Genomic DNA, 24855 nt, shown 5'->3' on the forward strand with positions numbered 1-24855 from the left:
ACATGGGGGGTACAACAGCGGGAACGGACATGGCGCGCAAGATCGACCTCGAAGCCCTTTGCAACGCGAAGGGGCTGCGCATCACCGAGCAGCGCCGCGTGATCGCGCGCGTGCTGTCGGAGGCCGAGGACCATCCCGACGTGGAAAAGGTGTATGAGCGCGCCTCGGCGATCGATCCCGGCATCTCGATCGCGACGGTCTATCGCACCGTCCGCCTGTTCGAGGAGGCCGGCATCCTCGACCGCCATGATTTCGGCGACGGCCGCGCCCGCTACGAACCCGCGCCCGAGGCGCATCACGATCATCTGATCGACGTGGAATCGGGCAAGGTGATAGAGTTCGTCGATCCCGAACTCGAACAATTGCAAAAGGCGATCGCCGAAAAGCTGGGCTTCCGCCTCGTCGATCACCGGATGGAGCTTTACGGCGTGAGTCTCGCCCGCAAGGATTGAGGTGCGCGCCAACGCCCGGCTCGGCCTGCGGATCGCGGCGCTGCTGCTCGCCCTGTTGGCGGGACTCGCGCTCCACGGCGCGTGGCGGCTGTTCGGCCGGCCCTCGCCCTGGCCGCGGCGCTTTCTCGGCACCGTCGGCCGGATCGTCGGTGCCCGCAGCCGAATCGTCGGCACGCCGCTGCGCCGCGACGTGCTGTTCCTCGCCAACCATCTGAGCTGGATCGACATCCTGCTCGTGGCGGGCGCGACGGGCAGCGCCTTCGTCGCCAAGGCCGAGCTGGCGCGCGTACCCTTGATCGGCTGGTTGTGCCGCCTGAACGCCACGCTGTTCGTCGAACGCGGCGACCGGCTGGGCGTGGCGGCGCAGATCGCACGGTTGCGCACGGCGATCGCGCAGGGCCGCCCGGTGACGATCTTTCCCGAGGGCACCACCGGCGACGGCGTCACGCTGCTGCCGTTCAAGGCGGCGCTGCTCGGCGTGGTCGATCCGCCGCCGCCGGGCGTGCGCGTCCAGCCGATCCGCATCGATTACGGCGACGCCACGCGCGACCTGGCCTGGGTGGGCGACGAACCCGGCCTGGCCCACGCGCTGCGCGTCCTGCGCCGCCCGGGCCGCTTCACCGCGACGCTGACGTTCGCGGAGCCCTTCGTGCCCGAAGGCGGCCGCAAGGCGGTGGCGGCGGAAGCGCGGGCGCGGATCGAGGCGGTGGCTGGGTGAGGGGTGACGCCTGGCCGGACGTGCAGGCGATTCGCCCTTGCCGCGACAGAAATTCGGCCGCAGCTTCGGGAGGTTAAACCATCATGCTTGCCCAGAAATATCCCATTTACGCGATACTAACCATCTACCTGCTGCACAGTCGCGTATCGGACGACAGGCAGATCTGGCACCCGCGCGACGTGGCGACGCCATTGGAGACCTGAGCGAACATGTGGGCCGCGGCCGGGCTGGTCATGGCATCCGCCAGACTGGCGTGATCGTCGAGCGACGTGAAAGTGGCCGTGCTGTTGAGATCGAGGCAGCAGATGCCCAAACGGCCCGTGGCGAAGATCGCGAGCGCCGGCGCGGCGACGAAACCGCATTTCTCCGTGTTCAACACGGTCCGCCCCACCGACCAGTCCGGGTGATATTCCAGCAGGAGATTTGCGTAGGTGCCGAGCGGGCGCGGCGAGAAGAATGCTTGCTGGCGCCCGCCATGAACATCGGTCCATTCGAGAATCGGCAAATGAATGCCGTCGTCATGGTTCGCCTCGAGAAAACTGCGCGCGATCCGCATGTCATCGTTGACGATCGCTTCGGCCTGCGCGGAAGCGGGCGCCGCGGCGGCGATCCCGGCACCGATGGCTTCCCATTTGCGGAGATGTTCGGTGAATCGTGCGACGTTCGGCGCGAAGGCGGAACGGACATGCGGATCGACCCGCATGTCCTCGGTGCCGTTCGAGACCATCTGATAGAGCCTGAGGTGAGCGGGCGCGCGTTCGGTGACCATCTGCGTCGCGAGCGCCGTCAGCCGTTCTACGAGCGTGTCGTAGTCGCCGATCTTTGCGCTGCGCGTCATCGCATAGCTTTCCTGGCTGTCGTTATGGAGCGAGACGGCGATGCCACTGGGATAATTGTTGGAGAGCTGCGCCAGCTTTTTTGGCACCAGCGTCATGCCGTGGGTCGTGAAGAAGGTCGGAAACGCCAATCGCTTTTCGCGAATATAGGCCAGGATTTCGGCGATGTTGGGATGTAGCAACGGTTCGCCATAGGCATTGAGCTGCATCGAACCGACGCTGATCGTCGCCGCGATCTCGTCGAGCAGCGCCTTGATCCGATCGAGCGGCAGCCAGCTTCGCGCGTCCTCCCGATGCATATCCGGGCAGAAGGTGCACTTCTGATTGCAGAAGTTGGTGATTTCCAGCCAGATGGTATCGGCATGGGGCTTACCGTTCACCATGGGGTAGGGCGAGCGGGACCCGGCATCGCGGGGATTGGCGTAGCGTTGCAGCAGCGCTGCGGCTTCGGTCATCGCCCGATCGCCGGTGGCCCGCGCAAAGGGCGCGTCCGTCTTGCCGAGCCATGCCAGAGCACGCGCGGCGGTTGCGGCGTTCGCCGCCAGCGCCATCCTGATATGGCGTGCCGCAAAGGCACCATGCCCGGCATGCGCGAAGATGATCGCCACGAGCACCGCCAAGTCCGGGGCCAATGCCGCCTTGTCGTCGTCGCCCAGTGGAAGCGCCAATGCCACCGCCATGGCATCCAGCGCTGCGCCGAGAGCATCGGTCGCGACCGATTGCCGGACAAGCGCGCGATGGGCGGCGATATCGAGCGGCCGATCCGACACCAGAGCGCGTGCGGCATCGATGCCCACGTCCTTGACGTCGCCAGTAAGCCACAACCCGGCGATCCCGTTGGAATGGCCGAGAAGGCGGCACCGCGCGACGAAGGCACTTTTGCGGAACGATGCCGCAGGGCGCGCCGCCTCCGCGCCCGCCAAAACGGCGAACGCATCCGCCGACCGGCCTGCGATGGCGAGCAGCGCAACGAGGCATAGCAACGCAGCGTCGTCCAGCGCAGCGACGTCCTCCTTGCCGCTCTGGCAAAATGCCATGACAAGCAGGTCGCACGTCTGCTGCGCAAATTCCGGAGTCAAGCGCGCGAGCGCGCGATATGTCGACGAGGATGAACCGTCGATCTCGAACGTCTCGATGGCCGTGCACGCCAGATCCAGTAGCGCCGCATCCAGCGGCTCGCGACCGATCATCGCGTCGGACGACCGGAAAAGCGCGTCGAGGACGTCCAGCGGTCCCGCGAACGCATCCTCCTGGGCACTCGCCCGCTGGATCGACCCAATAGCGCTCACATGAAATCTCCAAGCCCCGTGTGAGGGGATCATCGCCGCTTTTGGTTAACCGCCGATAAACGGAGTTCGGTCGCGTGTGACCATCGGGCGCGGCATCCGCGGTCCGATGGCCATCGGCCTCGCCCCCCCACCCCCGGAACACCCCCGCCCCCCGCCGGTTCGTACACCCCGAACGGACAGGAGCGACCGCATGGCCAGCGAACACAAGCCCACCCAGACAATGGCCGCCAACGCCAAGAAGGGCCTCGCCCTGCGCGAACGGTTCCACCGCGGCGGCACTGATGTGGGCGTGAAGCGCGCGCAGCAGATCGTCGACGGGCATGCGATGTCCGACGCGGACGTGAAAGCAATGCACGCCTATTTCGCGCGCCACGCGGTCGACAAGGACACGCACGCGCATCAATGGGGCAATGACGAGGATCCGTCCGCCGGCTACATCGCCTGGCTGCTCTGGGGTGGGGACGAGGGCGAGGCCTGGGCGGATCGGCAGCGCGCGGCGATCGCGGATTGAGGCCCCTCCCCTCGCGCGCCCGATGTTGCTAAGGCGCGCGCGATGAAACCCGCCCCCCAGACCTTCCACGTCAAGTCGTTCGGCTGCCAGATGAACGTCTATGACGGCGAGCGCATGGCCGAGCTCATGGCGGCGCAGGGCCTGCGCGCGACCGACGATGCGGCGTCGGCCGATCTCGTCGTGCTTAACACCTGCCACATCCGCGAGCGCGCGACCGAGAAGGTCTATTCGGACATCGGCCGGATTCGCAAGGATGCCGGCAAGGCGGGCCGCGCGCCGATGATCGCGGTGGCCGGCTGCGTCGCGCAGGCCGAGGGCGAGGAGATCGTCCGCCGCGCCAAGGTGGACGTGGTCGTGGGGCCGCAATCCTATCACAACCTGCCGGCGCTGGTGGCCGATGCCGCGGCGGGCCTGGCGGCGCTCGATACCGAGATGCCGCTGCTGTCCAAATTCGGCGCGCTGCCGGCGCGGCGGCGGGTGGGGCCGTCGGCGTTCCTGACGGTGCAGGAAGGCTGCGACAAATTCTGCACCTATTGCGTGGTGCCCTATACCCGCGGCGCCGAGATCAGCCGGCCGTTCGCCGCGATCGTCGACGAGGCGAAGGCGCTGGTGGATGCCGGCGCGCGCGAGATCACGCTGCTGGGGCAGAACGTCAACGCCTGGAGCGACGACGGCGGCCCGGCCGGGAGCCGCGGCCTGCACGACCTGATCCGCACGCTCGACCGCATCCCTGGCCTCGCGCGCATCCGCTATACGACCAGCCACCCCAACGACATGACGCAGGGCCTGATCGACGCGCATGGCGATGTGGAATCGCTGATGCCGTTCCTCCACCTTCCCGTGCAGTCGGGCAGCACGCGGATCCTGAAGGCGATGAACCGCAGCCATGGCCGCGACGATTATCTGCGCCTGCTCGACCGGGTCCGCGCGGTGCGGCCCGATATCGCGCTGTCGGGCGATTTCATCGTCGGCTTTCCGGGCGAGACCGAGGCGGATTTCGCCGAGACGCTCAGCCTGGTGGACGCGGTCGGCTATGCGCAGGCGTTCAGCTTCAAATATAGCGCGCGGCCCGGCACGCCCGCCGCCGCGATGGCCGGCGCGGTGCCGCCCGAGGTGATGGACGACCGGCTCCAGCGCCTCCAGGCGGCGCTCAACCGCGACCAGCACGCGTTCAACCTGGCCAGCGTCGGCCGCACCTGCTCCTTGCTGATCGAACGCCGCGGCAAGCTGCCCGGGCAGATGCTCGGCAAATCGCCCTGGCTGCAATCGGTGCATCTGATCGGCGATCATGCGATCGGCGATCTGGTTTCGGTGACGCTCGCCGCGGCCGGGCCCAATTCGCTCACCGGCGCCGCGAACATCGCGGTCGCCGCCTGAGAAATCGCACTGTCCTACAGGCGGTCCACCTGCCACACTCACGGGCGATGCCATCCGACTCGCCCGGCCCGCCCGCTGCCCTTGAACCCCGTCGTGCGGCGGCTCATCTTGTCGTTTCACGCCTCCACTTCCTCCACTTCCTCCACTTCGCCCTCCTGCCTCAAGGATCTGCATGAGCCGCAAGCCTGTCCCCGCCCAGTCCGGCGATCGCAGCCGCGTGGAAATCCTGTTCGACAAGCCCCAGCTCCTGCCGCGCCTCTTCGGGCAATATGACCAGAATCTGGTGGCGCTGGAAAATCGCCTGGGTGTGTACATCACCGCCCGCGGCAACCGGGTGGGGCTGGAAGGATCGGCCGATCACGTCGCCACCGCGCGCGCAGTGCTGCAGGATCTCTACAATCGCATCACCCGCGGCGAGGAGGTGGATACCGGCCTGGTCGACGCCGCGATCGCGATGGCCGCCGAGCCGACGCTGGCGGGCATCATCAAGGCCGATCCGGGCGGCGCCGGCGCGCCACCGATCATGATCCGGACGCGCAAGAAGACGATCGTCCCCCGCACGCCGGCACAGGCGCATTACATGCGCGAGTTGACCACCAACGACATGATCTTCGCGCTCGGGCCGGCGGGCACGGGCAAGACCTATGTCGCGGTGGCGCAGGCGGTGGCGCAGCTCATCAACGGCAGCGTCCAGCGGCTGATCCTGTCGCGCCCCGCCGTCGAGGCCGGCGAGCGGCTGGGCTTCCTGCCGGGCGACATGAAGGAGAAGGTCGATCCCTATCTCCGCCCGCTCTACGACGCGCTCTACGACTGCCTGCCCGCCGAACAGGTGGAGCGGCGGATCGCCAGCGGCGAGATCGAGGTGGCGCCGATCGCCTTCATGCGCGGGCGGACGCTCGCGGATGCGTTCGTGATCCTCGACGAGGCGCAGAACACCACGCAGGCGCAAATGAAGATGTTCCTGACGCGCTTCGGCCAGAACAGCCGGATGGTGATCTGCGGCGATCCCAAGCAGGTCGACATCCCCGGCGGCGTCGGCGCATCGGGGCTGGGCGACGCGGTGCGGCGATTGGAAGGGATCGAGAGCATCTCGATCTGCCGCTTCGGCACGCAGGACGTGGTGCGCCACCCGATCGTGGGCCGCGTGGTCGAGGCCTATGAAGGAACGGACGGGCCGGCGTGATCCAGATCGAACTCAGCGCCGACGAACCCTGGCCCGAGGGGGAATGGGAGGCGCTCGCCACCCGCGCCGCGCGGGCCGCGATCGAACGGACGCCGCATGGCGGCCTGCTCACCGATCCCGCGACGATCGAGATCTCGATCCGGCTGACGTCCGACGACGAAGTGCGCACGCTGAACGCCCGCTATCGCCACAAGGACAAGCCGACCAACGTCCTGTCCTTTCCGATGGTGCAGTCCGATCTGCTCGAGACTGTCACGCAAGGGTCGGACGACGGCGAGGTGCTGCTGGGCGACATCGTCCTGGCGCACGGCGTCTGCACGGCCGAAGCGGCGGACAAGGGCGTGTCGGTCGAGACGCATGCCACGCATTTGGTGGTGCACGGCGTCCTCCATCTGCTAGGCTATGACCATCTGGCGGACGACGAGGCGGACGCGATGGAGGCGATCGAACGGGACGCGCTCGCATCGCTCGGCATCGCCGATCCCTATCTGGTGCGCGAGGATTGACGAAGCGACATGGCCGATGGCCCCCAAGCCGGGAACGGCGACAGTAGCGGCGAAGGCATCTGGCGCGGGCTGAAGACGTTGATCTTCGGCGGCGGCGACGACGAGACGCTGCGCGACCAGCTCGAGGAGGCGATCGACCGCCACGAGGACGATCCGGCGCCCGACGCGAAGGGCGATCTCACCCCGCTCGAGCGCCAGATGGTGCGCAACCTGCTCCATTTCGGCGAGCGCGACGCGGGAGACGTGGGCGTGCCGCGCGCCGATATCGTGGCGGTCGAGGAAGGCATCGCGTTTTCCGATCTGGTGTCGGTGTTCGCCGAGGCCGGCCACAGCCGCCTGCCGGTCTATCGCGAGAAGCTCGATACGATCGTCGGCATGGTCCATATCAAGGACGTGTTCGCGATCCTGGCGACCGGCGCCGAACACCCGGCGCGGATCGCCGATTTGATCCGCGAGCCGCTCTATGTGCCGATGAGCCGCGGCGCGCTCGATCTGCTGGCCGATATGCGCCAAAAGCGTGTCCATCTGGCCATCGTGCTCGACGAATATTTCGGCACCGAAGGGCTCGTGACGATCGAGGATCTGATCGAGGAGATCGTCGGCGATATCGAGGACGAGCATGACGATGCGCCCGAGGCGCTGCTCGTGCCGATCGACGGCGGCGCCTGGGATGCCGATGCCCGCGCCGAGCTGGAGGATGTGGCCGACACGATCGACGCGCGGCTGGGCGAGGCGGATGGCGACATTGACACGCTGGGCGGGATGGCCGCGATCCTCGCCGGCCGCGTGCCCGCGGTGGGCGACTGCATCGATCATCCCAGCGGCTGGAAGCTCGAGGTGACCGATGCCGACGAACGCCGCGTAAACCGGCTTCGCCTGCATCCCCCGGTCGCGCCCGCGGAGGAATGACGGCGTCTCGCCTTGCCTTGGGGTTGCAGACCGGGCCGACACGCGCGACTAGCCGCGCATGGATCTGCCCAGCTTCTATGCCCGCCTGATTGTCGCCATCGGTGACGGCACGGGAATGGCGGATTCGCTGCTCCATGTGCATGCCGGCATGGCCATTCTGATCGTCACGCGCGTGGTTACCCGCCGCTCGCTGGCCACGCCGTTGCCGCTCGCCGTCGTGGCGGCGTTCGAAGCCGCCAACGAGATCATGGACCGGCTGCATTACGGATCCTGGCGCTGGGCGGACACGCTGGGCGATGTCGCCAACACGATGTTCTGGCCGACTATCCTCTTTATCGGGCTTCGAATCAGCCGCGCTCGGACTTCTCCGACACGCTAGGGCTGCAATCGACCGGCGAACATCGGCGGCATGAGCCGTTCCGTGCGGTCGCGAGTTATGATCCGGAAGGAGCGCGATGCCGATGAAGGACGAACCCGGAGCCACCGCCCGACGCAATCTGCTGATCGCGATGGCGATCGGGGTCATGCTCGCGATCGCGCTCGTCGTGCTGTTCACCGGCAAGGTGGCCAAGCCCGCGGCCGGGCAGCGGCCCTCACCGCCACCGCTTTCCACGCAAGGTTGAAATGTCCACGAGGAGCCGATGATGAGCGACCCCATCAAACCCACGACCGAGACGAAGCAGCCCAATCTTTCGACCGAGCATCAGAACGAGGGCGACGCACGGCGGCCGAGCGACACGCTCGACAAGGATCAGCCCGACCGGAGCGACGAAGGACCGGAGCGAAAATCCTCGCTTACCTGACGTTCGAACCCGTTCGGGATGGAAAGCGGCGCGTTACCGCGCGTGGTGATGGCCGCGCCATGTGCCCATGGGGTGGCCATGATGCGCGGCATCGAAGGGGGGCCGGTGACGCCCGTGCGCCGAGCTGAGCGCCACGGTGGTCAACAGCATCGAAGCCGCCGCGCTGACCAGATACTTCATGCCCGCCCCCGCGGCGCGAAGCGCGAGGCCGCGAGCGCAAGCAACATCGCGCCTTCGAAAGCCCAGCCCAACACGCTCAGCGGATATAGCGCGTTCATCATGGTTCCCCAGCCATCCTTGCAAGTCTCGTGGATAGGACGTCGCCGATGCGGCAAACCCGCACCGCGATGTCCTCCGCCGGCCGTTATTCGAGCGCGGCGGCCGTCAACCGCGCCTCGGCACCACGCCGGATCGGCCGGCATACCCAACCCGCCAGCAACCCAGTTCCCACGGTGCCGCCCACCATCATCGCCGATGCATAGAATTCCACCATTGCATGCCCCTCCCTCGGGCCCATCGCCGCAGGCTCCTGATGAAAGACGTTGCGAACGCGACAAACCCGCACGCGTCGCGGCGAGAGAATGTCGAAATCCATAGCGACGGAGGCTAACGCGATCAGCGCGCTGCCGGTGCGGGTGGGGAGCCGGTCAGGTCGCGCACGATCGCGATCCGATCTCCCAGGTCGCGCATCGCATAGATCCGGCCGCGCGCGTTGCGAAACGGGCGGTGCAGCACCATCATCAGGCGACCGTCGAAGCAGCGGAACAGCATGCCATGCCCGCTATCGGCGCGCACGAGCGGGGGCAGTTGCTCCCAGGGTCCGTCGATCGTCCCGCTCCGCGACCGCGCGAGCCCCTGAACATAGCCGGCCTTGTCGTAGCTCGACCACAGCATCAGCAACGTGCCGGTGCGCGTGCGGTAGAGTTCCGGCCCGTCGGTGACGTAGATCGTGTCGCCTTCGGGCTGCGGCTTGCCATCGGCCCAAGGCGCATCGGAGGCGTGGAACAGCGTGTGCGGCGTGCCGGCCGCGGTCAGCGCATCGGTCAGCGGCATCGCCTCGATCGCGCCATCGCCCGTCTGCACCCATTCATGCGCATAGACGAGCCACAGCTTGCCCACGGGATCGACATAGAGCGTGCCGTCGAGCGTCATCCGTGCCGCCGAAACGATCGGTTCGCCGCCATGAGCGAGCCGAAACGGGCCGTCCAGCGTATCGGCGACTGCCAGGATCGTGCTGCGCCGAACGGGATGCCGCGGGCCGGTGGCGGGAAGCGGCGCCGCGTCGTTGTGGAAGGTCGCGAACAGATACCAGCGCCCCCGCCAGCGATGGACCTCCGGCGCCCAGGCTCCGTCGTTCGCCCAGGTGCCCGGCGGCAGCGCGAACACAACGCGCGGCCGCGTCCAGCGCTTCAGATCGCGGCTGGTATAGGCCATGATCCCCAGCCGGGCGTCGCCCGTCATCGCCGGTTCGTTCCGGGTGAAGAGATGATAGGTTCGCCCCGCTCGATCGGCGACGATCCAGGGATCGTGCAGCGGCATATCGGGCCAGCGCAATATCGGCGCGACCGGCGGCGCTGGGCGCGTCTCGGCCAGCGCGGGATCACGCGCGCCCGCCATCAGCGCGAGCGCGATCAGGAGGCGGTGCATGCGCCCTCCCCCGCCCCGTCGCGCGTCAGCAGCAGCGTCACGATCGATCGTGCCGGTGCGATCGTGCCGGCGGTGCAGGCCGCCGTGCGGCGCGCGTCGGTGACGATCATCCGGCTGCGCCAGCCCGCCGGCACGCTCAGGCGCCGCGGGCGATCGCCGCCGTTCACATGGACCAGCGCAAGCGTCCGGCCATCAGGCGACAGCGCCCCGGCCGTATCGAGATCGTCCACCGCGATCAGGCGATAGCCAGGGCGGATATAGCGGCTGAACTGCGCCATCGCCCAATATTTGCGCGTGAGATGGAAGGGGTGGGCTGCGCCGGCATCGGCGCGCAGATCCGCCTTGATGAGCCCCCAGTTCGATCCCGCGCTGCCACCCCGCGCGCTGAGATCCTCCACCGCTTGCCAGAACACCCAGGCCGCCGGCTCCAGTCGCTTGAGATCGAGCACGACATGCTCGGCAAAGGCCAGCGCCGATGCCATGCCGGCGAAATCCTCCGGATCGTTGCCGAGCGGCGTGTCGTTCTCGCTCATCCACAGCCGGATGCCCGCCGCCCGCGCCGCATCGCGCACGCCCGTCTGGTTCACCGTGCCATAGCTGTGCACGTTGAGCTGGCCGATCCGCGCCCGTATGGCGGGAGAATAGGCCGCCCAATCGGTGAGGAACCGGCTCGAGCTGGTCTCGTCCGGCGCTGCCACCACGGTCGCCAGTTTGCGGGCCCGCAGCGCGGCGTCGGCGGCATCGATCATCGCGGCCTGGCGGGCCGGCCCCCAATGCGCGCCCTCCTGCCGGTTCGCGGCGTACCAATAATCGGTGTCGGGCTCGTTGACGGGAGACAGCGTCCGGAACACGATGCCATGGCGCCGCTGCAATTCTTCCACCACGCGCGCCAGATAGGCGGCGAACGGGCGTTCGAACCCGGCCCGCAGATTCTCGTCCGTAGCCTTGGTCGCGCCCGAGACGCGGCCCGACACCGTCATGAACCAGGGCGGCGAATTCGAGAATGCCTCGAAAATCGGGTGATCGACGCGGGCCTTGATCGCGTCCAGCCACCAACGCTGGCCGGCATCGCGCGACCAGTCCCACAGGCGTTCGTCATCGGCACGCCACCAATCGCGGCCCGTGATGCCGACGGGCTGGCGCCAGAAACCGGCGACCGCAGCGCCGGGGCGCAGATAAGGCGGGGTCCCCTCGGCATTGCCGCCGCCGATATTGTAGCGCGCGATCGTCCAGCCGAGTCCGTCCCGCCCGTAGAGCCGGTCGGCCAGCCGCTCGCGATCGGCATCGGGCCATCCGCCGGTGACGTTCGCGAACCAGGCGAGCGCGGTGCCCCAGCCTTCGAACGTCGTGGACGGCCGGTCTATCGCGGGACGAAGCGCCACCTCCGTCGCCGGCGCCTGCGCCACCGCGGGCGCGGCTATCGCGGACATGGCCGGCATGGCCGGCATGGCGATGAGCGCGAGGGCGGCCACCGCGATCCGCATCAGGCCGCCTTCAGCCGGAAGAGCCCGGCACCGTGCGGTTCGATGCGCCGCTCGATGCGGCGGGTCGCGCCGCCGTCCGGCCGACGCTGCCACAGATCGCGCACCGCCACCGGCCGATCGATCCCGAGCATCGCGAGCTCGATCCCGACCGTGCGCGCCGCCTTGCCAGTGTTGAACAAAGCCAGATACGTGTCACCGCCCGGCGCGCGCGCCGACCAGATCCGCGTGCCGTCTTCGACGAAAAGCGGGCGGTTGGCAGCGGACGCCTGATTGACCGCGATCACCTCCGGGTTGGTCAGGAGCGCCTTGGTCGACGCATCCAGCCGCCGCAGATCGCCGCCCATGATGAGCGGCGACCGCGCGATCGACCACAGCGTCATCACGGTGCGCTGCTCGTCCGGCGTGAAGCGCGTGTCGCGCTCGCCCAGCGCCAGCCTTCCGAGCGGCAGCATGTCCGCATCCGGCCAGCCGCCATCGCCCATATAGGGGTTCCAGTTTTCCAGCCGGGTGAACTGCGCCTCCAGCAACGCCCAATCATCCCAGAAATCGTCGGAAATACGCCACATCTGCGCATGGGCGCGTGCGTGGACGGCGCGATCGACCGGCGTCTCGCCCGGCGACATGCTGAGCAACATCGGCCGGCCCGATCGCCGGATCGCCAGCGCGATCGCCTCGATCTCCGCCGCATGCGAGTCATAGGGCCGGCTGAGATCGTCGACCTTGACGAAATCGACGCCCCAGCGCGCATATTCGGCGAACACCCCGTCATAATAGGCCTGTGCACCCGGCCGGCGCATGTCCACGCCGAACATGTCGACGTTCCACGAACAGGTGCTGCCGGTGTCCGCAATGTCGCGCGCCCGATAGCGCGTGCCGGCCACCGGCAGGTTGGCGGCCACCGCCGCGCGCGGGATCCCGCGCATGCGGTGGATGCCGAAGCGCAGCCCGAGCGCATGGACATGGCCGGCGAGCGCCGCGAATCCCGTGCCGTTTTCGCTGCTGGGGAAACGCACCGGATCGGGCTGAAAGCGGCCAAAGCCGTCCATCACCGGCACGATATCGGCGTTGTACGTATAGCCCTTGGCCCGCGGATCATACCATTGATGGTCGACCGTGAAGATGTCGTACCCTGCGGGAAGCAGCTCGCGCGCCATGATCCGCGCCGTTTCGCGCGCTTGATCCTCGGTGATCGTCACCGCGAAGCTGTTCCAGCTGTTCCATCCCATTGGCGGCGTGGGCGCGAGCGGGGGCGGCGCCGCCGGTCGCGCGATCGCCGGCGCTGCCGCCGCCGCGACGGAGCCCGCGAGGAACGAACGCCGGTTCGGGGTCATCGCGGCGCCTGCACCGTCACCATCAGCGATGCTCCGGAAGCAGGCAGGATCAGCCCGAACGCGGTTTCGTCGCCGTTGAGCAGCCGCTCGCGCACCCAGCGCCCGCTTTCGAAACGGCCCTGTTCCACGCCGACGAGCTGCACCGTTCCCGGATGGCCGAGCTTGGTCGCGAACTTCAGGTTGGCGGCGGCGCCCACCAGGAGAAAACGGTCCGGCGCGACCTGCGCCGCGATCACCCGGCCCGACAGATCGGCATTGCCCTGCCCGCGCGGGCCGCCATAGCCGTCGCGCACCTCACCAAACCGGGCGACGAGATCGAGATCGGCAAACGCCATCGGTACATTGGCCATGCCGTCCTCCTCGATCGCGCTGCGCACCTGCCCCGCATCGCGCAGCGGGATCAGGAACGGCCCGGCCTCGCGCAACAGCCGATAGTCGACCGCGATCGGCTCCTCGGCATCCTTGCCGTCGCGGCGGCCGAATTCCTCGCCGATCCCGAATTTGGAGATGCCGACGCCGTACGGCCGGGCCAGCGTCCAGAAGGCGTGGCGGGCGTGCGCCATGCTGCCGCCGGTTTCGGGAACGAAAAGCGGGTTGCCCGGCACGTCATAGGCTTCGGCGATCTCGGTATAGGGCGCGACATTGGTGTCGTAATTGTCCACCCCCACCACATCGATCGCAGGCGCAAGCGCGCGCCATTGCGGCAGCAGCCAGGACACGGCGCCCCCCGAGGGCGAGCTGTCTCCCGGCCGCAGCAATCCCGGCTGCTGGCGCGGCCAGACATTGGCGTAGAGCGGCAGATCATAGGCGCGCTTTCCCGCCGCCGCGACCGCGCCGATGTAGCGCGCGGTGTGATAGGCCATGAACGCCTCGGGCGCGCGTTCGCCATAGTTCGCGGCCCAATCCCCGGGCTTCGCGCCAGCCATGTCGGCGGGCACCGGTGCGGCGAACAGCGCGTTGGCGGCCGGCGAGTGATCGCGATCCGCACCGAGCGTCCCCGCCTCGTTTTCGACCTGCACCATGATGACGGTGCGCTGCCGTCCATCGATCGTCTTGAGGTGCGCCATCAAGGCCCCGAACGCGCGCGCATTGGCGTCGCGGCTGGCGCCGGCGATAGGGCTCAACACCTCGATCGGCGCGCCGTCCGCGCCGATCACCCGCGGAAAGCGCGTGGTGTCGCGCTTCACCCATGCGGGCGTGTAGCTCATATTGGCGTTCTTCCACGTCCCGAACCAGAGCAGCGCCAGCCGGACCTTCTGCGCCCGGGCCTCGGCGACGAGACCGTCGACGACCGACCAGTCGAACCGGCCCTCCTCGGGCTCGACCGATTCCCACCCGACTGGCGCCATGACCACATTGGCGTGCGACCGCGCGATCGCGGGCGCCAGCTTGTGGAATTCGCCGGCGAAACCGCTGGAATTGTTGAGCTGGATGCCGAGCACGAGAAACGGCGCGCCATCCACGCGGAGCGCCGGCTTCCCCGAACCCGTCGCAACGAAACCGCTATCCTGCGCCATGACGGGCACGCCGGCCCCGGCCAGCAGCAGGGCGACGAGCGACCGGCCCACCACGCGCCCGACCGGGCTGCGCCCAGCCTTGCCAGCATGATGCCTCACGTCCAGCGCCATGATTCCCTCAGCGTCACGAGCCGCCATCGTCAGCTTCCCCCTTTTATGATGTAGGACAATAAACATTGGGCTCCGAGCGTCAACACGTCTGCGCCGATTGCGAGAGCGGTGCCGATTCCTCACGGTTTCCAAGGGATTGGCCGATCGCACCGATAGAGCGCCAGCAATGCGTCGGCGCACCTCAAGGCCGCCAGCTCGACGACGGACGCGTTTGCAATCGCGGCCGAGCCTATCCAGCGACAGCAAGCAGATTCGCCACGGGCACAACAATCGCCCTGCCCGGCGACACACCCGGTTTTGCGGGCCTCTACAGAGGCTTGCCCGGAAACGGGGCGGTATACGACGGCATCGTCGACCCGATCTTTCACCATTTCGCCCGATCCGACGAAAGAGCGCTTGCGCGACAAATACACCGCTGATAAAGTCCGACAACTGAAATCACAGATGAGGATTCAACCTCACTGGTCGATTTGGAACAGGGGAGGTTTCCAGCATGAAGCGTTTTCGTTTGGCTCTTGGAGCGTCGCTCACCGCGATCGCCGCGTCGGCCGGTTCTGCGGCTTATGCGCAGCAGGCCAATGGCGGGGTCACCGGGTCCATTCCCGTCCAGCAGGGCAACGGCGCCACCACCGGCTCGCTGAACGTGCAACAGGGCAGCGGTAACGGCACCGGATCGCTCAACGCCGACCAGGCCGCGACCGCGCCGCAATCGGACGACATCGTGGTGACCGGCGTTCGCGAGAGCCTTCGCTCGGCGCAGGCGATCAAGCGCAATTCGGACCAGATCGTCGATTCGGTGAATGCGCAGGACATCGGCAAGCTGCCCGACGCGAATACGATCGAGGCGCTTCAGCGGATCACCGGCGTCCAGATCCAGCGCCGCTACGGCGAAGGGGCGACCGATTTCGATCACCGAACCTCGCCCGCCGTCACCGTGCGCGGCCTGACCCAGACGCAGAATTTCCTCGACGGCCGTGCGGTCTATTCGGCATCGGGCGGTCGCGCCTTCGATCTGGAGGGCATGCCGCCCGAGCTGCTCGCCGGCATCGACGTCTACAAAAATCCCCCGGCCAACATCATCGAAGGCGGCATCGGCGGCGCGATCAACCTGCGCACGCGGCTGCCCTTCGATGCGCCCGGGCAGGTCGTCAGCGTGACCGCCAAGGGCAATTATTACGATCGGGCCGACAAGTTCGGCGGCTCGGGCTCCGCGCTCTACAGCAACCGTTTCGAGACCGGGATGGGCGAGATCGGCGTCTTGCTGAACGTCAGCTACGCCAAGAGCGATTACCGCCAGGACGCGATCCTGATCGGCCCGTTCGGTCCCGTCGCCCCCGGCTCGATCGCCGGCGCGCCGAGCAACCCGCAGATTCCCTATGGCGTGCAGCTTTACAACGACGAGGGCGATCGCCGCCGTCTGGGCGTGGCCGGTGCGCTGCAGTGGCAGGCAACCGATCGGCTGCTGCTGACGGCGCAGGCGCTCTACACGCGCTACACCTTCTTCCGCAGCGGCAAATATTTCTACGCGAACAACGGCAACAACCCCAGCCCCACCGATTCGAGCGTCAATCTCGCCACGCCGCTGGCCGGGGGAAGCTTCACCTTCGCCCCGGGCAGCTACACCGATCCGGCCACCGGGCAGGTGATGCACTATGCCACCAAGGGGTCGCTGCAGAGCCAGATCTTCGAATCGGCGCGCTTCGATCAGGATCTGACGAACACGTCGGGCAATTACACGCTCAATGCCAAATGGCAGGCGACCGACCACATCAAGGTCAACCTCGACGGCCAGTATCTCAAATCGAGCTACGATGCGGATCGCAACGGGTTCGTGATCTCGCTCTATGACAAGGCCGGCGAAACCGGCCGGACCGCGCCCAACCAGACGATCGTCGATTTCGATCTGACCGGCAGCCGCCCGCGCTGGGACGTCCGCAACCCCGCGATACTCAACAATCCGGCGAGTTACGGCTTCACCTACATGGCCGATTCGCTCCAGCGCAACGATGCGGACCAGCTCGCGCTCGCGTCCGACATCGAATATGACAATGAGGGCAGCTTCCTCGACAAATTCCGCCTGGGTGCGCGTTTCGCCCACAGCACGATCGATCTGCGCGGATCGTGGAACGCCTTCTGCCTGTATGCGACCGGCCCCGACGCGACGTGCGGTGCGCCCGCCGGAACGCCCTTCACGCGGTTGAGCCAATATCCGCAGCTCGCGCTGAACGGCCCGAGCCCGCACTTCTTCGACGGCCAGACCGCGACGGGCGGGATCGTCTATCCCAATTTCGTCGCCGGCAACGGACTGTTCGATTCGCTCACCAAGACCGAGGCGCTGTTCGGCGCGACCCCGCAGACGCAGTTCAAGCCGGGCGATCTGAACCATCAGACCGAGCGTACGATCACGGGCTACGCGATCGCCGACTACAAGGGATCGGTCTTCGGGCTGGAGATCGACGGCACGGCCGGCGTCCGGCTGGTACAGACGCGCACCACCTCGATGGGAACGGTGTTCCAGAACAACGGCACGACCGCCGCGATCGACCTGCAGCAGACCTATTTCAACGCGTTGCCGAGCTTTGATCTTCGCGCGCACCTCACATCCAAGCTGCAGGCACGCTTCGCCTATTCGAAGGGCGTGGCACGCCCCAATTTCGATCAGCTCTCGACCAACCTGACGCTCAGCGCCGCCAACCAGATCAATCCGATCACCGGCCATCCGAGCGCCAGTTCGGGCAACCCGTTCCTGCGGCCAATCAAATCGGACAATCTCGATCTGACGCTCGAATGGTATTTCGCGCCCGCCGGATCGCTGACGGGCGGCCTGTTCTACAAGAAGGTCAATGGCTTCCTGGCCAGCGGCATCATCAACCAGACCTATAACGGCACGGTCTACGACGTCAGCACCAACGTCAATTCGGGCAATGGCACGATCAAGGGGCTGGAGGTCGCCTATCAGCAATTCTTCGATTTCCTGCCGGGCTTCCTGAAGGGCTTCGGCGTTCAGGCGAACTACACGCTCGTCGACAGCAGCGTCGCCAATCCCTTCTTCACGCCGGGGTCGGCTGCGCCGCAGCAGAGCCCGCTCGAGAAGCTGTCGAAGAACAGCTACAATCTCGTCGGTCTGTACGAGCGCGGGCCGCTCACCGCGCGTCTCGCCTGGAGCTGGCGTGGCCGTTATCTCGACGCGACGTCGGGCAGCGGTGCGCCGGGGCAGTTGCAGTTCGCCAACCCCTATGCCTCGCTGGACGCCTCGATCAGCGCGAACCTGAACAAGCATATCGCGGTGTCGGTCGATGCGGTGAACCTCAACAACCGCATGAACGAAACCTATATCGGAACGCCGCTCGCGCCGCTCCAATATCAGCTCAACGATCGGCGGTTTGGCTTCTCGATCCGCGCGACCTATTGATCCCCAACCTGCCGGCGTGGCCCCCCGCCACGCCGGCGATCAGGCAGGCGGGCGGGCGAGGCGGAGCATGACCATCGACGCATCGCCGAAAACGGCATTCGCGTTTTCGCCGGACGCGCGGATCGCGGTTCATCATCTGGGCCGTGAGCGCGAACCCGTCGTCATGGCCGACCAAGCGTCCGGCCATGCGGCGGGGCTGGTGGATTTCGCCGCCACGCGTTCGGCCTTCAGCGCCGCCGAAACCACGGGCGGCGGCTATCCCGGCCTGCTCGGCACGGCACCGATCGCCTATGTCAACGCCATGGTGGCGTTCGCGCTCCCGCTCATCGCCCGCCATTTCGATACCGGTCCCGTGGCACCGGTACGCGCACGCGGCAATTTCTCGCTGGTGACGACGCCGCCCGAACGACTGTCGCCGGATCAGCGCTGGCCGCATGTCGATGCGGCGGATCGCTGGCTGTTTGCCGCGGTTCATTATCTCAGCCCGCACGTGACCGCGGGCACCGGCTTTTTCCGCCACCGCGACACCGGTTTCGAAACCATCGACCAAGATCGGCTTCCCGCCTATCGCAGCGCCTATGAGGCGGACGTGCAAAGCGCGGCGGGCCACGGCTACGTCACGGCCGACAATGCGCTGTTCGATCCGATCGGGCGGATCGATGCCGCATTCGATCGCTTCATCCTCTACCGCGCCGCGCTGCTGCATTCGGGCATGATCGACACGCTGCCCGCCTTCCCTGCCGATCCGCGCCGCGGGCGGCTGACGGGCAATCTGTTTCTTCAGGTCCGCCGCCGATGACCGATCCGCAGGCGCTTCGCAGCATTGCCATCATCGGCGGGGGAACGGCGGGGTGGATGACCGCCGCCGCGCTCGCCCGCGTGCTGGGCAAGGATGCGATCACGATCACGCTGGTGGAATCCGAGGAGATCGGCACCATCGGCGTGGGCGAGGCGACGATCCCCCCGATCCTCGGCTTCAACGCGCTGCTCGGCATCGACGAGAACGACTTCGTCCGGGCGACGCAGGGAACCTTCAAGCTCGGCATCGAATTCGTCGACTGGCGGCGGCCGGGGACACGGTATTTCCATCCCTTCGGCACCTATGGCATGGATTTCGGCGCGGTCCCGTTCGAGGGGCTGTGGCACCGGCTTCGCCAGGATGGCGGGGGCGAGCCGCTGGAGGCCTATTCGATCTGTGCGGCGGCCGCCCATGCCGACCGCTTCACGCGGCCCGTGCCGGGCGGCAACACGCCGCTGTCGCATATCGGCTACGCCTATCATTTCGACGCGGGCCTCTATGCGCGCTTCCTGCGTGGCCATGCCGAAGCCATGGGCGTGGTCCGCCGCGAGGGCCGGGTCACCGATGTCGTGCTGCGGCCCGAGGACGGGTTCATCGCGGCGGTAGCGCTGGCGGACGGATCACGGATCGAGGCCGATCTCTTCGTCGACTGCTCGGGATTCCGCGGTCTGCTGATCGCCGAGGCGCTGGGCGAAGGGTTCGAGGATTGGGGCCATTGGCTGCCGAACGACCGGGCCGTCGCCGTGCCGTCGGCCAATCAGGGGCCGCCGACGCCCTATACACGATCGACCGCGAAGCCCGCCGGCTGGCAATGGCGCATCCCGCTCCAGCATCGCACCGGCAACGGCCATGTGTACGCCAGCGCGCATCTTTCCGACGACGAAGCCGCCGCGACGCTGCTGGCCGGGCTGGACGGCGAGGCGCTCGCCGAGCCGCGCTTCCTGCGCTTCAGGACGGGGCGGCGCAGCGCCTTCTGGTCCAGGAACTGCGTGGCGCTGGGGCTGGCGAGCGGCTTCATGGAGCCGCTCGAATCCACCAGCATCCATCTGGTGCAGGCGGGGATCGCACGGCTTCTGGAAATGATGCCGACGCGACGTTTCGCGGCGGCGGATATCCGGCGCTACAACCGGCTGATGATCGCGGAATATGAAAGCATTCGCGATTTCATCATCCTCCATTTCCACCTGACCGAACGCGACGACACGCCCTATTGGGATCATCTGCGCACGATGGCGGTGCCGGAGACGCTGGCGGAACGGATGGCCATCTATCGTGCGACGGGCCGGGTGTTCCGCGAGGCGGACGATCTGTTCAGCAAGACGAGCTGGCTGGCGGTGATGCACGGTCAGGGGTTGCAAGCCGAGGGCCATGATCCGCTCGCCGATGCGATGCCGCGCGACATGGCCGCGGCGCGGCTGGCGCGGATCGCCACCGTCACCCGGAGCGCGCTGGGGCATATGCCGCGCCACGAGGAGTTCATCGCCCGCCACTGTCGGGCCGCCGTCCCCAGGCGCTGACTCGGCTCAGCGGCGGGGCATCGCCGCCAGCGAACCCAGCGCCGCCTCGGTATCCACCTGCGCCTCGCGGACCAAGGTCGCGGTGGCGCTGTGAGCGGCGGACGGGTCGGCATCCGCGATCGCCTCGAACAGCGCGCGATGCTGCGGCATGGGATCGCGCGGGCTCTTGGACACGCGATATTTGAAGAAGGTCGTCCAGCGGACCGCGGCCGAGATGCTGGCGGACAGGCTGACGAGCAGCTCGTTGCACGTCGCCTCGAGGATGATCGCGTGGAAACGCTGGTCGGCGGCGCGCCCGATGTCGTTGCCGAGCCCCACCTCGCCCATTTTTTCCAGCTCATGGCCCATGCCCGACAATTGCCGGGCGGTGCGCCGCACCGCGGCGAGTTCGGCGGCGGCGGGCTCGATGATCATCCGCAGTTCGAACAGCCCCTGGACGAATTCGAGTGGCGGTTCGCCCTCGAACATCCAGCCGAGCAGTTCGGGATCGAGCAGGTTCCAGTCGTGCCGGCCGCGGATCTTGGTGCCGGCCTTGGGACGGCTTTCGAGCAATCCCTTGGCCGACAGCGTCCGCAACGCCTCGCGCACGACGTTGCGCGATACGCCGAGCTGGTGCGCGTAATCGAGTTCGCCCGGCAAGGTCGTGTAGGGCGGATGCGCGCCGGTGACGATCGCGATGCCCAGATTCTTGGCGATCTTGAGATGGGCGGGTTGCCGACGGTTCTTTTCGATCATCATCGCCTCTTCGAACGTGCGGGCTGCCGTTTCGCGCCGGAACCTATCCTGGCTCTCCCAACGGTGCGATCGCAACCTCCTTGACGAACAAAGCCGGTCCGGGTCGTCCGGGCCGGCGGGCTTCGCTCCCCGGCGTTTGTCAAAAAATATATTGTCGGACTTTAGAATTGGCGTAATCTAACTCTTGTATCGGCCCACTAGCGGACCGGACAGGAGAGGATGGAATCATGGTTTCCTGGAAGAACGTCGTCGCATGCACGACCGCCGCGTTGCTGCCCATCGGCGCGCTACCGGCCGCGTCGCCGCCTGCGGCGGTCAACAACGGATCGCAATTCGTCGACAATAACGGGCAGCCGCTTCAGGCCCACGGCGCGGGGATCATCAAGGTCGGCAGCTATTACTATATGCTGGGAGAGAACCGGAACGGATATCTGTTCAAGGCCGTCTCGATGTACAAATCGACCGATCTGAAGACATGGACGTACGACAACGACATTCTCACCGCCAATTCGGCACCCAGCCTGAACACCTCCAATTTAGAACGCCCGAAGGTGATCTACAACGCCGGTACGCGGAAATACGTGCTATGGGCGCATAAGGAAAACGGTCAGAACTACAACGATGCCGAGGTGGTCGTCGCCACATCCGACACGGTCGACGGAAACTATGTCTATCAAAGCGAGTTTCGTCCGCTGAACTATGAATCGCGCGACATGACGCTGTTCGCCGATACGGACGGGAATGCCTATCTGATCTCGGCGGCCAACAACAATTACGATCTCAACATCTACAAGCTCAACGCGTCCTACACCGGCATCGATTCGCTCGTCACCACCTTGGGCGGCAATCACCGCGAGGCGCCCGCGGTGTTCAAGCGCAACGGCGTCTATTTCCTGCTGACTTCCGCGGCGACGGGGTGGAACCCCAATCAAGCCGCCTATCAGACGGCCACGAGCATGGCCGGACCATGGACGTCTCCGACCACTTTCGGGGACCCCACCACCTATAATTCGCAATCCACCTATGTTCAGCCGATCGTGGGAACGAGCGGCACGGGCTATCTGTATCTCGGCGATCGCTGGGGGCCGGCAACGAACCAGAATCCGAACGATTCCACCTATGTCTGGCTGCCGATCACCTTCCCCAGCAACACGTCGATCGCGATGCCCACCTCCTCGCAGATCACCATCGACACCGCCGCCGGCACGATCGCGAACGGCTATTCCGGCACGACGCTCGTCACGATGAAGGTCGCATCCAGCGGGCTGTGCGCCAACGTCGCCAATCAGTCGCGCAACTATGAATCGGGGCTCATCCAGTGGGGCTGCACCACCGATCCCAACGAGCAGGTGGAGCGGCGCAGCATCGGCGGCTACACTCAGTTCGTCCTCCAGCAGAGCGGGCTGTGCATCGCCGAAGGGGATGGCAACAGCAACGTCGTCCAGACCACGTGCGGGATCGGCAACCGTTCGCAATGGACCATCTCGGGCAAGCAGATCATCAACCGGAACAGCGGCCGCTGCCTCAACGTCTCGGGCGATTCGCGCGATCCCGGCGGCAACCTCATCACCTATGCCTGCAGCAGCGATGCCAACGAACAATGGTCGTTCGTGTCGTGACCGCCGCGCAGCCCTATCGAAGGATGCCGATGATCGTGGCGGCCGCCGCGACCATGGGCGCCGCCTCGCTCTGGCTGGCGAGCGGCGCCCATCGCGCCGCGCCGTCGGCAGAGGGGATCCGGGTGATCGACGGCGGGGTCGCCGCGCTGGCGCCGCCGTCCTCCGCCCCGGTGGTCGTGACCAGACGCTCGGCTCCGCGCGCCACGTTGCCGCCCCGCCGGGCGCCGCGGCCGGTTGCGGTCGCCGCGCTGGCCCATGCCGATGACGACGGGCAATTGATGGGGCGCCTCACCGTCGACCAGGCGGCCGATCCCCGGGGCTCGGGAATCGAGCAGACCGTGCTGGCGACGTTGCGCAGCCATGCGCCCGGCATGGCGGCATCGGGCACGGGGGTGACGTGCACGATCACGCTGTGCGAGATATCGGGGGTCGCCATAGGAATGGATCCCGCCGCGACGCGAACCGCATTGCGGGCCCCGCCGCTGCTGAGCGCCATGGCGGGGCTCGGCTACTCCACCGGCCCGGACGAGGAATCGCCGGCGCCGGGCGGCGGCACCGCGTTCGTGTTCTACTTCAACCGCGTCATGTGAAACGATCCGCCCTGTTCACGCATGGCGGCCCGGCCCCAAGGCGCTACCCGCGCCTGGGGCCGAACGAGATGAAGGATGTTTACCGTGATCCAGCCCATCCCCGGCAAGGCCCGCTCCCGGACGATCGTCGCCATCGCATGCGCCCTGTTCTCGGCCGTCACCGAGCTGGTCGCGCCGGCGGCCGCACCCGCGGCCGACGGGGTCGACTGGACCACCCCGCATGATGCGAACCCCTTGCTGCCGGGCTATTTCGCCGATCCCACCATCGTGCGGGATGGCGGTCGCTGGTACATCTTCGCCACCATCGATCCCTGGGGCGACGATCGCCTGGGGCTATGGACGTCGGCCGATGGCCGCGACTGGCGCTTCTCGGTGCCGGCATGGCCCACCAAACAGGCGGCGACCAGCCCGACCTCGGGCGATTCCAAAGTCTGGGCGCCATCGGTCGTCAAGGCGGCGAACGGCGCATGGTATATGTATGTCTCGGTCGGCAGCGAAGTATGGGTCGGCACGGCGCCATCGCCCGCCGGCCCGTGGCGCGATGCGCATGGCGGCACGCCGCTGATCGCCAAATCCTTCGCGCCGCGCTACCACATGATCGACGCCGAGGCGTTCGTGGACGGCGATGGCAGCGCCTATCTCTATTGGGGTTCGGGCCTGAACTGGGTGAATGGCCATTGTTTCGCGGTCAAGCTGAAGCCGGACATGGTGACGTTCGATGGCACACCCCGCGACGTGACGCCCGAACATTATTTCGAAGCACCCTTCATGATGCGCAGCGGCGCGCATTATCTCCTGTCCTATAGCGACGGCAATACCACGAAGGACACCTACAAGGTCCGCTACGCCATCGGCGATACGCCGCTCGGGCCCTTTCACGAGGCGGCGGACAGCCCGATCCTCCAGACCGACGTCGCTGCCGACGTCATCAGCCCCGGGCATCACGCGGTCTTCCGCTCCGGCGGTGCGAGCCACATCCTCTATCATCGGCAGGCATTGCCGTTCGTGCCCGGCGGCGAACTCGTGCTGCGGCAGGTGGCGGTCGATCGGCTGCCGATCCGCCCCGACGGCACGCTGGGCATTGTCACGCCGACGCAGGGCACCCCGGTGGAGGGGTTCGCCGCTCGCCGCGAGCCGGGGCTGCCGTGGCGCGCGACCGGATCGCCGGGGGTCGATCCGCTGCACGGCCCCGAACGCGCCGCCGACGACAATTACGCGACGCTCTGGCGCCCGGCCCCGGTGGCGCGATCCGAACTGATCGCCGATCTGGGCCGACGCCGCCCCACCACCATGAGCGCGCTGCGCCCCGAATATCCGACCCGAACCTACCGCCTCGCCATCGACGTCTCGGACGATGGCCGAACATGGCGCCGGGCGGTGCCGATGGCGGATCATCAGGGCTCGCCCATCGAACTGCCTCACGCCGTCACCACGCGCTATCTGCGCCTCGTGTTCGATCGGAGCGACCCTGCCCTCTGGGAATGGACGATCCGCTGACCGGCGCGGCCG

At 67.2% G+C, this 24855-nt stretch carries 24 protein-coding genes; 16 read left to right on the forward strand and 8 right to left on the reverse strand.

The annotated features are described in order from the left end of the window. The first annotated feature begins 29 nt into the window (after positions 1 to 29). On the forward strand, positions 30 to 452 hold the full coding sequence (locus L8H00_RS06285; RefSeq protein WP_242096395.1) for a Fur family transcriptional regulator: 423 nt from the start codon (positions 30 to 32) through the stop codon (positions 450 to 452). Position 453: 1 nt separating this feature from the next. After that, on the forward strand, positions 454 to 1170 hold the full coding sequence (locus L8H00_RS06290) for a lysophospholipid acyltransferase family protein (protein ID WP_242096396.1): 717 nt from the start codon (positions 454 to 456) through the stop codon (positions 1168 to 1170). A gap of 124 nt (positions 1171 to 1294) precedes the next feature. Here the strand turns inward: L8H00_RS06290 and L8H00_RS18945 are convergent, their stop codons facing one another. Next, entirely contained in the window at positions 1295 to 3295 is a 2001-nt protein-coding gene (locus L8H00_RS18945) for a radical SAM protein (RefSeq protein WP_242096397.1), read from the reverse strand. Between the two features lie 190 nt (positions 3296 to 3485). Between L8H00_RS18945 and L8H00_RS06300 the strand changes: the two genes are divergently transcribed. The 8 genes from L8H00_RS06300 (at position 3486) to L8H00_RS06335 (ending at position 8584) form a co-directional block, all read left to right on the forward strand. Beyond that, the gene (locus L8H00_RS06300) at positions 3486 to 3806 is read left to right on the forward strand and encodes a hypothetical protein (RefSeq protein WP_242096398.1); all 321 of its coding nucleotides are present in this window, start codon (positions 3486 to 3488) and stop codon (positions 3804 to 3806) included. Positions 3807 to 3848: 42 nt separating this feature from the next. Beyond that, complete coding sequence (miaB, locus tag L8H00_RS06305) at positions 3849 to 5183, forward strand: tRNA (N6-isopentenyl adenosine(37)-C2)-methylthiotransferase MiaB (protein WP_242096399.1); 1335 nt, start codon at positions 3849 to 3851, stop codon at positions 5181 to 5183. 172 nt (positions 5184 to 5355) lie between these two features. After that, positions 5356 to 6366 carry a PhoH family protein gene (locus L8H00_RS06310; RefSeq protein WP_242096400.1) on the forward strand — a complete coding sequence of 337 codons (1011 nt, stop codon included), beginning with the start codon at positions 5356 to 5358 and terminating at the stop codon, positions 6364 to 6366. Next, positions 6363 to 6872, forward strand: coding sequence for an rRNA maturation RNase YbeY (ybeY, locus tag L8H00_RS06315; protein WP_242096401.1), 510 nt, complete (start codon positions 6363 to 6365; stop codon positions 6870 to 6872). The genes L8H00_RS06310 and ybeY overlap by 4 nt, the downstream gene beginning before the upstream one ends. 9 nt (positions 6873 to 6881) lie before the next feature. After that, positions 6882 to 7781, forward strand: a complete 900-nt coding sequence (locus L8H00_RS06320; protein ID WP_242096402.1) for a hemolysin family protein — start codon at positions 6882 to 6884, stop codon at positions 7779 to 7781. A 58-nt stretch (positions 7782 to 7839) separates the two neighbouring features. Beyond that, on the forward strand, positions 7840 to 8160 hold the full coding sequence (locus L8H00_RS06325; protein ID WP_242096403.1) for a hypothetical protein: 321 nt from the start codon (positions 7840 to 7842) through the stop codon (positions 8158 to 8160). An 82-nt stretch (positions 8161 to 8242) separates the two neighbouring features. Beyond that, positions 8243 to 8404: a hypothetical protein gene (locus tag L8H00_RS06330; protein ID WP_242096404.1), complete on the forward strand. Its 162-nt coding sequence runs from the start codon at positions 8243 to 8245 to the stop codon at positions 8402 to 8404. Between the two features lie 21 nt (positions 8405 to 8425). Next, the gene (locus tag L8H00_RS06335; protein ID WP_242096405.1) at positions 8426 to 8584 is read left to right on the forward strand and encodes a hypothetical protein; all 159 of its coding nucleotides are present in this window, start codon (positions 8426 to 8428) and stop codon (positions 8582 to 8584) included. A gap of 33 nt (positions 8585 to 8617) precedes the next feature. Here L8H00_RS06335 and L8H00_RS06340 read toward each other — a convergent pair whose 3' ends face one another. From L8H00_RS06340 to L8H00_RS06360, 6 genes are all read right to left on the reverse strand, one after another. Continuing rightward, entirely contained in the window at positions 8618 to 8764 is a 147-nt protein-coding gene (locus L8H00_RS06340; RefSeq protein WP_242096406.1) for a hypothetical protein, read from the reverse strand. A 184-nt stretch (positions 8765 to 8948) separates the two neighbouring features. After that, the gene (locus L8H00_RS18795) at positions 8949 to 9077 is read right to left on the reverse strand and encodes a hypothetical protein (protein ID WP_267378820.1); all 129 of its coding nucleotides are present in this window, start codon (positions 9075 to 9077) and stop codon (positions 8949 to 8951) included. Positions 9078 to 9199: 122 nt separating this feature from the next. Then, positions 9200 to 10231, reverse strand: coding sequence for a glycoside hydrolase family 43 protein (locus tag L8H00_RS06345; RefSeq protein ID WP_242096407.1), 1032 nt, complete (start codon positions 10229 to 10231; stop codon positions 9200 to 9202). Continuing rightward, positions 10216 to 11715 (reverse strand): glycoside hydrolase, encoded by a 1500-nt coding sequence (locus L8H00_RS06350; RefSeq protein WP_242096408.1) that lies wholly within the window; start codon positions 11713 to 11715, stop codon positions 10216 to 10218. The genes L8H00_RS06345 and L8H00_RS06350 overlap by 16 nt, the downstream gene beginning before the upstream one ends. Beyond that, positions 11715 to 13046 (reverse strand): glycoside hydrolase family 27 protein, encoded by a 1332-nt coding sequence (locus L8H00_RS06355; RefSeq protein WP_242096409.1) that lies wholly within the window; start codon positions 13044 to 13046, stop codon positions 11715 to 11717. The genes L8H00_RS06350 and L8H00_RS06355 overlap by 1 nt, the downstream gene beginning before the upstream one ends. Beyond that, positions 13043 to 14701, reverse strand: coding sequence for a DUF5597 domain-containing protein (locus L8H00_RS06360; protein WP_242096410.1), 1659 nt, complete (start codon positions 14699 to 14701; stop codon positions 13043 to 13045). Before L8H00_RS06360 ends, L8H00_RS06355 begins: the two co-directional genes overlap by 4 nt. Before the next feature lie 466 nt (positions 14702 to 15167). Between L8H00_RS06360 and L8H00_RS06365 the strand changes: the two genes are divergently transcribed. From L8H00_RS06365 to L8H00_RS06375, 3 genes are all read left to right on the forward strand, one after another. Further along, entirely contained in the window at positions 15168 to 18086 is a 2919-nt protein-coding gene (locus tag L8H00_RS06365; RefSeq protein WP_242096411.1) for a TonB-dependent receptor, read from the forward strand. A 67-nt stretch (positions 18087 to 18153) separates the two neighbouring features. Continuing rightward, on the forward strand, positions 18154 to 18885 hold the full coding sequence (locus L8H00_RS06370; protein WP_242096412.1) for a DUF6445 family protein: 732 nt from the start codon (positions 18154 to 18156) through the stop codon (positions 18883 to 18885). After that, a complete protein-coding gene (locus L8H00_RS06375) occupies positions 18882 to 20402 on the forward strand; it encodes a tryptophan halogenase family protein (protein ID WP_242096413.1) in 1521 nt (506 codons plus the stop codon). Before L8H00_RS06370 ends, L8H00_RS06375 begins: the two co-directional genes overlap by 4 nt. A gap of 6 nt (positions 20403 to 20408) precedes the next feature. Here L8H00_RS06375 and L8H00_RS06380 read toward each other — a convergent pair whose 3' ends face one another. Next, positions 20409 to 21137, reverse strand: coding sequence for a FadR/GntR family transcriptional regulator (locus L8H00_RS06380; protein ID WP_242096414.1), 729 nt, complete (start codon positions 21135 to 21137; stop codon positions 20409 to 20411). A 227-nt stretch (positions 21138 to 21364) separates the two neighbouring features. Here L8H00_RS06380 and L8H00_RS06385 point away from each other — a divergent pair, with 227 nt between their 5' ends. The 3 genes from L8H00_RS06385 (at position 21365) to L8H00_RS06395 (ending at position 24843) form a co-directional block, all read left to right on the forward strand. Next, entirely contained in the window at positions 21365 to 22756 is a 1392-nt protein-coding gene (locus L8H00_RS06385; RefSeq protein ID WP_242096415.1) for a family 43 glycosylhydrolase, read from the forward strand. A gap of 29 nt (positions 22757 to 22785) precedes the next feature. Beyond that, positions 22786 to 23346, forward strand: a complete 561-nt coding sequence (locus tag L8H00_RS06390; RefSeq protein ID WP_242096416.1) for a hypothetical protein — start codon at positions 22786 to 22788, stop codon at positions 23344 to 23346. 84 nt (positions 23347 to 23430) lie between these two features. Next, complete coding sequence (locus L8H00_RS06395) at positions 23431 to 24843, forward strand: family 43 glycosylhydrolase (RefSeq protein ID WP_242096417.1); 1413 nt, start codon at positions 23431 to 23433, stop codon at positions 24841 to 24843. Positions 24844 to 24855 lie beyond the last annotated feature (12 nt).

Source organism: Sphingomonas sp. CROZ-RG-20F-R02-07, assembly GCF_022662335.1.
Lineage (GTDB): Bacteria > Pseudomonadota > Alphaproteobacteria > Sphingomonadales > Sphingomonadaceae > Sphingomonas.

Bases quoted from the DNA above. Each gene is read 5' to 3' on its own strand.
- L8H00_RS06310 (WP_242096400.1), top strand. From the start codon at position 5,356: ATGAGCCGCAAGCCTGTCCCCGCCCAGTCCGGCGATCGCAGCCGCGTG.
- L8H00_RS06345 (WP_242096407.1), bottom strand. From the start codon at position 10,231: ATGCACCGCCTCCTGATCGCGCTCGCGCTGATGGCGGGCGCGCGTGAT.
- L8H00_RS06300 (WP_242096398.1), top strand. From the start codon at position 3,486: ATGGCCAGCGAACACAAGCCCACCCAGACAATGGCCGCCAACGCCAAG.
- L8H00_RS06355 (WP_242096409.1), bottom strand. From the start codon at position 13,046: ATGACCCCGAACCGGCGTTCGTTCCTCGCGGGCTCCGTCGCGGCGGCG.
- L8H00_RS06325 (WP_242096403.1), top strand. From the start codon at position 7,840: ATGGATCTGCCCAGCTTCTATGCCCGCCTGATTGTCGCCATCGGTGAC.
- L8H00_RS06390 (WP_242096416.1), top strand. From the start codon at position 22,786: ATGATCGTGGCGGCCGCCGCGACCATGGGCGCCGCCTCGCTCTGGCTG.
- miaB (WP_242096399.1), top strand. From the start codon at position 3,849: ATGAAACCCGCCCCCCAGACCTTCCACGTCAAGTCGTTCGGCTGCCAG.
- L8H00_RS06350 (WP_242096408.1), bottom strand. From the start codon at position 11,715: ATGCGGATCGCGGTGGCCGCCCTCGCGCTCATCGCCATGCCGGCCATG.
- L8H00_RS06365 (WP_242096411.1), top strand. From the start codon at position 15,168: ATGAAGCGTTTTCGTTTGGCTCTTGGAGCGTCGCTCACCGCGATCGCC.
- L8H00_RS06320 (WP_242096402.1), top strand. From the start codon at position 6,882: ATGGCCGATGGCCCCCAAGCCGGGAACGGCGACAGTAGCGGCGAAGGC.
- L8H00_RS06375 (WP_242096413.1), top strand. From the start codon at position 18,882: ATGACCGATCCGCAGGCGCTTCGCAGCATTGCCATCATCGGCGGGGGA.
- L8H00_RS06370 (WP_242096412.1), top strand. From the start codon at position 18,154: ATGACCATCGACGCATCGCCGAAAACGGCATTCGCGTTTTCGCCGGAC.
- L8H00_RS06380 (WP_242096414.1), bottom strand. From the start codon at position 21,137: ATGATCGAAAAGAACCGTCGGCAACCCGCCCATCTCAAGATCGCCAAG.
- L8H00_RS06330 (WP_242096404.1), top strand. From the start codon at position 8,243: ATGAAGGACGAACCCGGAGCCACCGCCCGACGCAATCTGCTGATCGCG.
- L8H00_RS06360 (WP_242096410.1), bottom strand. From the start codon at position 14,701: ATGGCGGCTCGTGACGCTGAGGGAATCATGGCGCTGGACGTGAGGCAT.
- L8H00_RS06385 (WP_242096415.1), top strand. From the start codon at position 21,365: ATGGTTTCCTGGAAGAACGTCGTCGCATGCACGACCGCCGCGTTGCTG.
- L8H00_RS06335 (WP_242096405.1), top strand. From the start codon at position 8,426: ATGAGCGACCCCATCAAACCCACGACCGAGACGAAGCAGCCCAATCTT.
- L8H00_RS18795 (WP_267378820.1), bottom strand. From the start codon at position 9,077: ATGGTGGAATTCTATGCATCGGCGATGATGGTGGGCGGCACCGTGGGA.
- L8H00_RS06340 (WP_242096406.1), bottom strand. From the start codon at position 8,764: ATGAAGTATCTGGTCAGCGCGGCGGCTTCGATGCTGTTGACCACCGTG.
- L8H00_RS06285 (WP_242096395.1), top strand. From the start codon at position 30: ATGGCGCGCAAGATCGACCTCGAAGCCCTTTGCAACGCGAAGGGGCTG.